This window comes from Lactiplantibacillus xiangfangensis, from assembly GCF_001438845.1.
GTDB classification, from domain to species: domain Bacteria; phylum Bacillota; class Bacilli; order Lactobacillales; family Lactobacillaceae; genus Lactiplantibacillus; species Lactiplantibacillus xiangfangensis.
Genome location: NZ_JQCL01000046.1, coordinates 1 through 10,828 on the forward strand (window position 1 = coordinate 1; position 10,828 = coordinate 10,828).

Genomic DNA, 10,828 nt, shown 5'->3' on the forward strand with positions numbered 1-10,828 from the left:
ACGAATTAAAATCGAAACCTTTTGTGAACTAGGGCTGTCCAATATCCAAATGGGCGATCACGATGTGGTCGGAAAACTAAACTGAGTGACGAATTAAAGCAAACCATTCTAAACCATTTACGTCTAAGCTGGTCACCAGAAATGATTGCTCACGAATTTAAACTAGCTACTAAATCTATTTACAATTGGTTAAATCAGGGGAAAATTGATTTTCCCTTGAATGATCTACCTGAACATGGCGTACGCCAACGGCGTACGTTGACCAACGGTCCAAGTATAACCAATCATTAGGTCAGTCAATTGAAAAACGACCAAGCGTAATTAATCAACGTAATCGCATCGGTGATTTTGAAATGGATACGGTTGTTGGCCCTCGAGGACATAGTAAGGCAGTTTTATTAACTTTACTCGATCGTAAATCACGTTTTCTTTGGGCTTACCAGCTAAAAGATCAGACAGCAGCAACCGTCAATGAAGCACTGACTGAGTTTTTAACAACTTTTAAGCGGCCTGGTTTCATTTGAACCACGGTAAGGTATCCAGGGTCTATTACTGTCATACTTATGCCACCGGCTGAACGCGCTAGTAATGAACGCTTTAATCGGAACTTACATTATTTTTACCCTAAAGGGACTTGTTTTGAGCACATTAGTGCTCAAGATTTGACAACTCTGTTACTCCAAATTAACCAAAGACCGCTTAAAGTACTCAACTGGCAAACACCTTGCCAAGTCATGCTGACTAATTTGTCAAAAAATTTGGATTAAAGTTGCAATCTACCGAATTAATTATGGCTCGTCAATTCGACAGCAAGACCAGCCGTCGGATTGCCAGTGACCTTCATCGCAACTCTAGTACGATCAGTCATGAGTTGAAATGTGGAACGGGTTGTCAAATTGGTGCTAATCATCAGCTTTTTAAGGCCTACTTTGCGGATAATGCTCAATTGATTTATGACAACCATCGGATGGCCTGTCGCGCTGTAAGTTAGGTGTTAAGGGTACCTGAATTCTTCCGCCAATTAGTGTTTGGATTGCATTGTAAGCCGCGTATTCACAGTGTTGATTCCTTTGTACACTGGTTCAAAATGAACCAACCGGAACTACCATGTCCGTCGACGGCCGCTTAGAACTGACTAACAGTGAACTGACAATGAAGTTACGCCGACGGGTAAAGTCATCTCGCAAGACTCACAGCCGCATGAATAATCGTCCTTTAGTGAAGCTGAAAATACCAATAGTGGGCTCATTTTAGCCACCTCGCATGAACTTTTCAACACAATTTTTAACTCAATCAGACCTTTAACTAATTTACCTGATTGTTGCAATTACTATATGTAGTGCTATAATGTCATTCTAACCACCATATATAGAAAAAGGACGATGATTAGTTACGGAAACCATAAATATCCTCTACATCAGCTTGAGTGGCAACACAAAATATTTTATTAGCAGACTGACAACATACTTTGAGAAAGAACGTCATGTTCGGGTTAGTTCCATTAATGTTAAAGAACACCCTGAATTCACCACTCTTGACCAGCCGTTTGTTACCTTCCTACCAGCCTTTCTTAAAGGTGGTAATGGGGTTAATAACGGTTATACTGAAATATTAACTACTATTTTGGGAGATTACCTCGCGTACGAAGGCAATTACCAGCATTGCTACGGTATTATCGGTAGCGGTAATCGTAATTTTAATAAGCAGTTTGCACTCACGGCTAAACAATATGCTAAACGCTTCGATTTTCCTTACATTACCGATTTTGAGCTACGTGGCACCGCACACGACATTCCTCGCATTGCCGATGCCATCTTAACCTATCGCAATCAATTTTGTTTTCAAACAACAAAGGAGTAATCCCTAATGGTAACTAGCACCCCAGAAATGGAAAATACCTATTTTTACTTAAATAACCTCGTAAACATCCCTGTCGACGGAGAAATTCCGCTATATTACGATCAAGAAGCCCTCAAGGCCTATTTTGAAGAGACGGTCGAACCAAAGACTAAACAATTTGATTCATTGGATGCCAAATTAAACTACTTAGTCGACGAAGATTACATTGATCCAGATATCTTGAATCAGTATTCCCACGAATTTGTGCGGTCCTTGTTCGACCGAATGAAAGACCATCACTTCCATTTCCGCAGCTTTCTCGGCGCGTACAAGTTTTACACACAGTACGCCATGAAAACCAACGACGGACAACAATTCTTGGAAGGCTTTATCGACCGTGTTGTCTTCAATGCTCTCTACCTTGCAAACGGTGATGAGCAACTTGCTAATGACGTTGCCGATGAATTAATTTCACAGCGTTACCAGCCCGCCACTCCCACTTTCCTCAACGCGGGGAAAAAGCGCCGCGGAGAAATGGTGTCGTGTTTCCTAATTGATATGGCCGATTCCATGCTCTCAATTGGACGTGGCGTTAATTCTGCCCTTCAACTATCTCGAATCGGTGGGGGCGTCGGCGTTAACCTGTCAAACTTGCGCGCCTCAGGTGATCCTATTAAGCAGATTTCCAACGCCTCGTCTGGCGTTGTACCAGTGATGAAGTTACTTGAAGACTCATTTAGCTACAGTAACCAACTTGGGCAACGGAACGGCGCCGGAGTGGTTTATCTCAACGTCTTCCATCCTGACATCTTACATTTTCTGGATACCAAAAAGGAAAATGCGGACGAAAAAATTCGGGTGAAGACCTTGTCCCTCGGTTTGATTGTTCCTGATAAATATTATGAATTACTCAAGACTAACGAACCAATGTATCTTTTTAGCCCCTATGATGTCGAACGTGAATATCGTACGCCATTTGCTTACATCGATATCACCAAAGAATATAACAACATGGTCGCTAACCCCAATATTAAGAAGTCAGTCTTTAACGCGCGGAAACTAGAACAAAAGATTTCTCAACTCCAACAAGAATCTGGTTATCCTTACATCTTGAACATTGATACGGCCAACCAAACTAACCCTGTCGATGGCAAAATTATTATGAGTAACCTTTGTAGTGAGATCTTACAGCCTCAAGAACCGTCAAAACTTGACGATGACCTATCGTACAAGACAACTGGCACCGATATTTCATGTAATCTCGGATCAACCAATATCATGAATATGATTGACTCGCCGGACTTCGGTCACTCAGTTGAGGTTGCTGTTCGTGCGCTCACCCTCGTAACTGACACAACCGACGTTAAGGAAGTACCGACTGTTAAACATGGTAACGAACTTTACCACACGATTGGATTAGGGGCTATGGGTCTGCATACTGCCCTTGCACGCCACCAAATTGAGTATGGCTCACCAGAGGCCCTTGAATTTACTGATGCCTACTTCCTAGCCTTAAACTACTATTCACTCGCTACGAGCAATCGAATTGCCCGTGAACGCCACGAAACCTTCGCTAAATTTGACCAATCAAAGTACGCTGATGGTAGTTACTTCGATCAATACTTGAACGCAGACTTTGAATTTAAGAGCACTAAAGTTGCAGAGATTTTCAAAAACATTAAATTACCATCTGTTGCCGACTGGGAGGCCCTCAAACAGGCCGTCATGGCGGATGGCCTTTACCATCGTAACCGACTTGCCGTGGCACCGAATGGTTCCATTTCGTACGTCAATGAAACGAGTGCGTCACTTCACCCAATCACACAATTAGTAGAACAACGGCAGGAAAATAAAGTGGGATCAATCTTCTACCCGGCACCCTACCTGTCTAACGAAACTTTGCCCTACTACACGCCCGCATATGATATCGACCAACGCAAAATCATCGATACCTATGCCGTAGCGCAAAAACACATTGATCAAGGCATGAGTCTGACACTGTTCATGCGTTCAGTTTTGAAACCCGACCTTTACGAGTGGAAGGACAATGACAACTTGAAGATGACGACCCGGGACCTTAACCGGTTACGGAATTACGCCTGGACCAAGGGCATCAAGTCACTTTACTACATTCGAACATTCACAGAAGACGATGAAATTAAAACGGCAAATGAATGTGAATCATGCATGATCTAGGAAATTCACTTGGGGTCTTACCGTCCGTTTAACACACCGGCATACGTTATTGGGTCACAAGACCCATATACCCATGAATCCTAATTAAGGAGACGAACAAATAACGATGGACTATTTATACTACAAAGCAATTAACTGGGATGATATTAAAGATAATTTCGATAAATACACGTGGGAACAACTCACCACTAACTTTTGGTTGGACATTCGGATTCCCGTCACGAATGATCAACCAGCTTGGCAACAGCTAGCAGACACTCAACAACAGGCCATTACTCGTATGTTGGCAGGTACATCAATGTTAGCCGTCTACCAATCAGAAGTTGGCACCCCTGCTATTCGCCACGATCGGAGAACTCAACAAGAAGAATCCGTATTAAACACCATTACCTTTATGAAATCAGTCCATGCCAAAAGCTGTACGACCATTTTCCGGGCTCTGATTCCGGGTAACGGCGGTGAAAGTTTTACTTGGGCAGATGATAATGCCAATTTGCAAGCTGAAATCGACCAACTCGCTCAAACGAGCACCAATGGCACGGCTTTACAAAAAAAAGCCCTTTTTATTTTGACCGAAACTGGCCTTTCATTTGGTAAATATTGGCCAACCCTTCAAACCCATTCTCTCGTCAATACCTACCAAATGTTGGCCAATATTCTTCGTGGAAGTGCCATCTTTAGTGCCTATGTCGGCTACAAATTTCACCTTGGGTTTGAAGACCTCGCGTCAAGTGACCAAGCCGAACTGCAGCATTGGATTAACACCCAGTTTGATCAACTCATGCAAACTGAAAAAGATTTCTTAGAAGCTAACCTTGACGATGCCACCGAAGCCATCAATCTGGCCTCCTATGGTGCCAATCATGCATTAATGTCACTTGGCTTTAACGCTGTCTACGAAGTTCAACCGTCTTCACTAGTGGCGCAACTCAAAGAACTGATGATTGACCAAAATCAATTCTTGCAACAGGTAACGGCTGCAAACAATGAATCGGACACTGAAAAAATGACCGATGACGACTACGACTTTTAAGGAGTATTCAACTAATGAGCTATAAAACAATTAATTGGGACATCATCGAAGACGAACTTGACGAATATGTATGGGATAAAGCAACGGCACAATACTGGCTGGATACGCGAGTACCTGTTTCTAATGATTTACGGGACTGGCGGACACTCTCTGGCACCGAAAAATCGGTTATCAATCGGGTTGTGGGTGGATTAGCCTTGCTGGACACACTCCAATCCGAAGAAGGAGTCGACGTGATGCGGCCCGACGTTCGGACACGAAAAGAAGCAGCAGTCCTCAATGACTTTTTGATGATGGAGTCAATTCATGCCAAAAGTTACGGCACTATTTTGACATCTTTGAACGATCAAGCCACTGTTGACGAAGTGTTTAAGTGGATGAACAATAATCCCCGAATGCAATACAAAGCCAAACGGATCAATGATATTTATCAAACGGGAAACAACCTTGAAAAGAAAGTCGCAAGCGTCTTTCTTGAAGGAATTTTGTACTACACCAACTTTTTTACCCCACTTTGGTACCGTGGTAACAATAAGCTGGCAAATCTTTCTGAAGTCATCAAACTAGTGATCCGCGATGAATCTGTTCATGGTACCTACCTCGGCTACAAATTCCAATTGGGATATAACGAGCTATCAGTGACTGAACAAAAACCATTCAAAAAGTGGATGGATGAGTTGCTCGATGATCTCCTTGAGAACGAGTTTGCGTTCACCGAAGAAGTCTACGCGCCGATTGGTTTAGCGGAAGACGTTAAACAATTCGTTCACTACAACGCCAACAAGGCGCTCCAAAATATGGGCTTCGAATCTCGCTTCCCCAATGCTGAGATTAAAGATATCAACCCAATCGTAATGAACGGAATTTCAACCGAAACGGCCAATCATGATTTCTTTTCACAAGTTGGTGCTGGCTATCTAATGGGTAATGCTGAAGCTATGAGTAGCGGCGACTATGACTTCTAACATAGGCTTCTAGGCATAATTCAAATTTAAAAAAGCCAATGTCCACAGGAGATATTAAAGGTGCCTCTGTCAACCGGTGTTGACGAAGTTATATTTAGAAACCAATTTATTTACGAATTGGTTTCTTTTTTCGATTTTGATTCCAATCCCGAATTCGATAAATAAAGGTTTTCCAGTTCTTGTAATCATACGCGGTTCTTTTGATTTGCTTGATTTTACGGTTCACACCTTCTGCGAAATCATTTGATACCCGTCCGTAGTCATATTTTTTATGAGTTGTACCCGAGTTTGATTCAAAGCTTGTACGGCCATTTGAACAAGATGAAGGTTATCCACGATCAGTTTGGCGTGTGGAAAGAGTGTTCGAAGAGCAGGTTGATATTGAGAATTAAAGTCCATGACAACCCGAGTTACGCGCTCACGATGACGTTTAGAATAACAATTGAGAAAGAAATTTTTAATATCAGGTAGATTGTAACACTCTTGGTGCTGATCGGTACCATCCGGATTTTAAAGCTGACTATTCGTCATAATCCATTCGGATGATAACCGGATCCTTAGTTAGAAAGTCACCTATTCCAGATAAGAACTTTTGAAAGTGGGGAGTGTTGTTGTGGAATTCAACAGCGTCAGCATCTTTCCAATGTTCAATGATCTCATACTCGGTTTTTGAATTGACATCCTTGTAGTGATGATAACTAATGTTTCCGGCTTCGTTACTTGAGCCAGCAACTAAATCGGCAATAAAAGCCTCGTAAGCAGCCTGTTTACCTGGAATTACTGACAGTTCAACGTTGATGACTTTCATAATTAAAACTCCTTTAAAATATATTTACTGTAATTATAATATCGCAATAAAGGTCTAAATATGTAGAAAGTGACTTTGTTTTTAAAAATAAAATTTGAAAAGCTTTCATTTTCTTATTTACTTTTAATATTAACCGTGATAGTATTCTATACAATTCATGAAAAGAGGAATGAAAATGACCAATTCAACATTTAAATTGAACACCATTATTACCCGCGTAATTATTATTATTTAATGCGCGGGCGAATTGATGTGCCCGCAAGCAAGCGGGCAGAATTGGTTATTTAACACCAAGGACTGTCTTAAGGTCCTTGGTGTTTTTTTATTTTTAAGGAGGTGACAAACTTCCCTTAATTATGAATGAGACTGCAATTATTGGTAGAATTTACTTGTTTTGATTGAATAGGAGTGGAGCAAATGGAAGAAATATCAAATACATATTCTTTAACAGAAGCAAAAGTTGCCAAAATGGAACGAGATCCAGTTAAAACTGTCATTATGGCATCTATGATTGGAACCGCAATTGAATTTTTTGACTTTTATGCATACGGTACTGCCGCAGCAACATATTTTCCAAACGTCTTTTTCCCATCAGTAACCCCAACAATCGCAATGATCCTTAGTTTACTGACATTCGGAGTTGCGTTTGTAGCTCGCCCTCTAGGGTCGCTATTATTTGGTCACTTTGGCGATAAGTTAGGTCGTAAGCGGGCATTAGTTGTCTCATTGCTGATGATGGGGCTATCTACCGTTGTCATTGGTTTTCTTCCCGGTTACAGAACTTTGGGAATGACTGCAATTTTACTTCTATGTTTAGCAAGATTTACTCAGGGCATTGGTCTTGGTGGTGAATGGTCAGGGGCCGTTTTAGTTGCCACTGAGAACGCTCCAAAGGGTAAGCGGGCACTATTTGGTTCGTTTACTGAACTGGGTGCTCCAATTGGATTCTTTTTGAGTAACGGTTTATACGTTATTTTGGAAACCGTATTGACCAAGTCACAGATGGTAGAATTCGGTTGGCGGGTACCATTCGTTGCCTCAGCTGTTCTGGTTGTCTTCGGACTTTGGGTGAGAAGAAAGATGCAAGAAACTCCATTATTCCGATTGGCTCAAAAACGGGATAACGTCAAAAAAGCACCATTGGCACAGGTATTCACTAAGAGCTGGAAACAAATCCTCCAAGGAACATTTATTATGGCTGTTTCCTACACGTTCTTCTTTCTACTTTCAACTTGGTCATTGAGTTATGGAACTGCCGTGCTTGGATTTGATAGCCGTGAATTCTTGATGTTATTGATGGGATCAATCGTTGTATTTGCCGGAATGATTGTTTATTCGTCAATTTTGTCAGACCGATTTGGCCGCAGAACAGTATTGCTTGCAGGAACTGCAGCCATCTTCGTATTCTCGTTTGTATTTCCATTCTTTTTCCAAGGACACCAAAACGTTGTTGGAACTTTATTCTTCTTGTTGGTTGGTTTCTTAGCAATGGGAGTTATCTATGGTCCAGTTGGTGCAATGCTGCCTGAACTCTTCCCAACAAGTACAAGGTATTCAGGTGCTGGAATTGCTTACAATATGTCCGCTATCATTGGTGCTGCTTTTGCCCCAACTATTGCATCTTGGTTAGTTGGACAATGGGGGATCCACGCAGTTGGTTACTACCTTGCATTTATGAGTTTGGTCTCAATCGTTGCTTTACTTTTGACAAAGGAAACCAAATCAGTGGATTACACTAAGTAAATATAATTGAAGAAACGCAATCAAGCAATTTCGGCCTTAAAGGAGGTGGTGGAAATGTCAGATAGCGACATTTCAGGCATTATCAATATTGTGAAAAGTAAAATTAGAAAATGGACGTGTCAGTTGTAGTTACAAAGTTAGAATAAGATTTTCATGGTAACGGCAACTGGCCATAATGGAGGGAAAAATTATGACTAATCAAAACGTTACCTTAAATACACAACAAAAATCATTTGCCCAAGCACTGTTTAATGCTTATCAAACTAAGCAGCCACTAAAAAGAGCAGACTGGGAAGGGGTTGTAACCGATGATGAAACGGCCTATGCGGTTCAAGATTGCGTTGCCCAGTTAAAGCAGTTACCAACCGGCGGCTACAAAGTTTCGCTGACTAGCCAGCAAACTCAGGATATGTTTGATGCTGATAGCCCACTGTATGGACAACAAGTTGATTCACACTTTTTACCATCACCAGCGGTCTTATCATTAAAGCGGCAAACAATGGCTCCGTTATTAGAAGTTGAATTAGGCTTTCGCGCAACGGAAGACTTATTACCAAGCGATAGTTTAGATGATCTTCGTCATAAGACCACCGTTTGTGGAACCTTGGAGCTCCCTGACTGTCGGTTTGCTGACTGGTTCCCCGACCTAAATAAATACTGTGTTATGAGTGATTGTGCAGTTGGCGGTTACGTCGTGTATGGCAGTGAGCGGCCAGCAGATGAAGTATTCTCAACTGTTGATGATGCTGCCAACGTAAGTGCGACTCTCTATCATGATGGACAAAAAGAAGCGACAGGGCAGTCTAGTGAAGTCCTTGGTAATCCCTTTAAGTCTTTGCAATGGCTAGTCGGTAAACTTGCTGCCCAGGGTAAACGGTTCCGAGCGGGACAGCTAGTTTCATCTGGTACCTTTCTCTTACCTCCACACTTAACAGCAGGCAAGTGGGAAGCTAAGTTTGACCACGGGTTCGGTGATGTGGTTGTTAATGTCAATGATTAATTAGCGGGTTCAATCAGAAAGGAAGTCTTATTATGACTAGGAAAGTAGCAGTTATTGGAATGGGACATGTCGGGGCAACCGTTGCTCATTACCTCGTTGCTTGTGGATTTACGGATGATTTAGCACTGTATGACACGAACGAAGCAAAGGTTCGCGCTGATGCGCTTGATTTAAGAGATGCAATGGCAAACCTGCCTTATCATACTAATTTGACCGTTAACGATGATTCACAATTGGCTGATTGTGATGTGGTGGTTTCGACCCTTGGTAAATCGAAGCTAGTTGATACGCCTGATCATGATCGTTTTGCAGAATTTAAATTTACCCGTACCCAAGTCCCGTTAGTAGCAAAAAAACTGGTTGATAATGGCTTTCATGGTAAGCTAGTCGACGTAACTAATCCATGTGATGTTATTACCTCCATGTATCAAAAACTGACGGGGCTCCCTAAAGAACACGTGCTGGGGACGGGAACCCTGCTAGATTCAGCTCGGATGCGGGCTTGCGTTGGCGAAGCCTTAAATGTAGATTCCCGATCGGTAGTTGGCTTTAATCTTGGTGAACATGGTAACTCTCAGTTTACCGCCTGGTCGACAGTTCGCGTTTTGGGCAAGCAGGTGGTTGATCTGGCTAAAGAACGGCATGTGAATTTAGCTGATGTCGAAGAACGTTCGCGAAAAGGCGGTTATATGGTTTATAAGGGCAAAAAATATACCAATTATGGGGTAGCAACAGCGGCGGTTCGTCTGACTAACGCCTTATTGAGTGATGCCCGAACAGAAATGCCAGTGTCTAATTACCGCGAAGAATATGGCACTTACCTTTCGTACCCGGCAGTAGTTGGCCGCGATGGAGTAGTTGAACAATTGCAGCTCGACTTAACAGCCACTGAACAGGAAAAGTTAGCAACTTCAGCTAAGTACATTAAAGACCGGGTTAAGGCTGAAGAACAACGAGCAGCCTCAAATGGCAACTAATGCTATTAAATGGTAGATTGTAAAATTAATCCGACGCTGTTCGGACAAAAAAGATCAGCTTCCCTTAAAATGGTGTTTACCACAAACACATCTTTTAGGAGCTGATCTTTTGTCTAGTATAACCTATTCTGAACGAATTAAAATCGAAACCTTTTGTGAACTAGGCCTGTCCAATATCCAAATGAGCGATCGCCTAAAACGATCACCTGCCACAATTTCTTATGAATTAGCTCGATGTGAACCTTACCAGGCCGAAGTGGCCCAAAC

At 42.1% G+C, this 10,828-nt stretch carries 9 protein-coding genes and 4 pseudogenes; 10 read left to right on the plus strand and 3 right to left on the minus strand.

Annotated features, from left to right (window positions below; genetic code table 11):
* From IV64_RS03905 to nrdF, 6 genes and pseudogenes are all read left to right on the plus strand, one after another.
* A pseudogene (locus IV64_RS03905) lies at nt 1-512 on the plus strand (IS30 family transposase); the annotation flags it as partial.
* Between the two features lie 32 nt (nt 513-544).
* A pseudogene (locus IV64_RS14845) lies at nt 545-767 on the plus strand (transposase); the annotation flags it as partial.
* A gap of 634 nt (nt 768-1,401) precedes the next feature.
* Complete coding sequence (nrdI, locus tag IV64_RS03910) at nt 1,402-1,860, plus strand: class Ib ribonucleoside-diphosphate reductase assembly flavoprotein NrdI (protein ID WP_071665479.1); 459 nt, start codon at nt 1,402-1,404, stop codon at nt 1,858-1,860.
* Nucleotides 1,861-1,887: 27 nt separating this feature from the next.
* Nucleotides 1,888-4,035, plus strand: coding sequence for a class 1b ribonucleoside-diphosphate reductase subunit alpha (gene nrdE / locus IV64_RS03915; RefSeq protein WP_027821207.1), 2,148 nt, complete (start codon nt 1,888-1,890; stop codon nt 4,033-4,035).
* Nucleotides 4,036-4,141: 106 nt separating this feature from the next.
* Nucleotides 4,142-5,068, plus strand: coding sequence for a ribonucleotide-diphosphate reductase subunit beta (locus IV64_RS03920; RefSeq protein ID WP_027822411.1), 927 nt, complete (start codon nt 4,142-4,144; stop codon nt 5,066-5,068).
* Between the two features lie 14 nt (nt 5,069-5,082).
* Complete coding sequence (gene nrdF / locus IV64_RS03925; protein WP_027821209.1) at nt 5,083-6,033, plus strand: class 1b ribonucleoside-diphosphate reductase subunit beta; 951 nt, start codon at nt 5,083-5,085, stop codon at nt 6,031-6,033.
* Nucleotides 6,034-6,139: 106 nt separating this feature from the next.
* On the opposite strand, the pseudogene IV64_RS14885 reads toward nrdF, so the two are convergent.
* From IV64_RS14885 to IV64_RS03930, 3 genes and pseudogenes are all read right to left on the minus strand, one after another.
* A pseudogene (locus IV64_RS14885) lies at nt 6,140-6,280 on the minus strand (transposase); the annotation flags it as partial.
* Between the two features lie 20 nt (nt 6,281-6,300).
* A pseudogene (locus tag IV64_RS14890) lies at nt 6,301-6,498 on the minus strand (transposase); the annotation flags it as partial.
* Between the two features lie 55 nt (nt 6,499-6,553).
* The gene (locus IV64_RS03930; protein ID WP_027821210.1) at nt 6,554-6,841 is read right to left on the minus strand and encodes a putative quinol monooxygenase; all 288 of its coding nucleotides are present in this window, start codon (nt 6,839-6,841) and stop codon (nt 6,554-6,556) included.
* A gap of 417 nt (nt 6,842-7,258) precedes the next feature.
* Here IV64_RS03930 and IV64_RS03935 point away from each other — a divergent pair, with 417 nt between their 5' ends.
* The 4 genes from IV64_RS03935 to IV64_RS14315 all read left to right on the plus strand — a co-directional run.
* Nucleotides 7,259-8,584 (plus strand): MFS transporter, encoded by a 1,326-nt coding sequence (locus IV64_RS03935; RefSeq protein ID WP_027821211.1) that lies wholly within the window; start codon nt 7,259-7,261, stop codon nt 8,582-8,584.
* Nucleotides 8,585-8,774: 190 nt separating this feature from the next.
* Complete coding sequence (locus tag IV64_RS03940; RefSeq protein WP_012390814.1) at nt 8,775-9,584, plus strand: 2-keto-4-pentenoate hydratase; 810 nt, start codon at nt 8,775-8,777, stop codon at nt 9,582-9,584.
* Between the two features lie 32 nt (nt 9,585-9,616).
* Complete coding sequence (locus IV64_RS03945; RefSeq protein ID WP_057705856.1) at nt 9,617-10,561, plus strand: L-lactate dehydrogenase; 945 nt, start codon at nt 9,617-9,619, stop codon at nt 10,559-10,561.
* 109 nt (nt 10,562-10,670) lie between these two features.
* A partial coding sequence (locus IV64_RS14315) for a helix-turn-helix domain-containing protein (protein WP_157061026.1) occupies nt 10,671-10,828 on the plus strand: 158 nt, incomplete at its 3' end.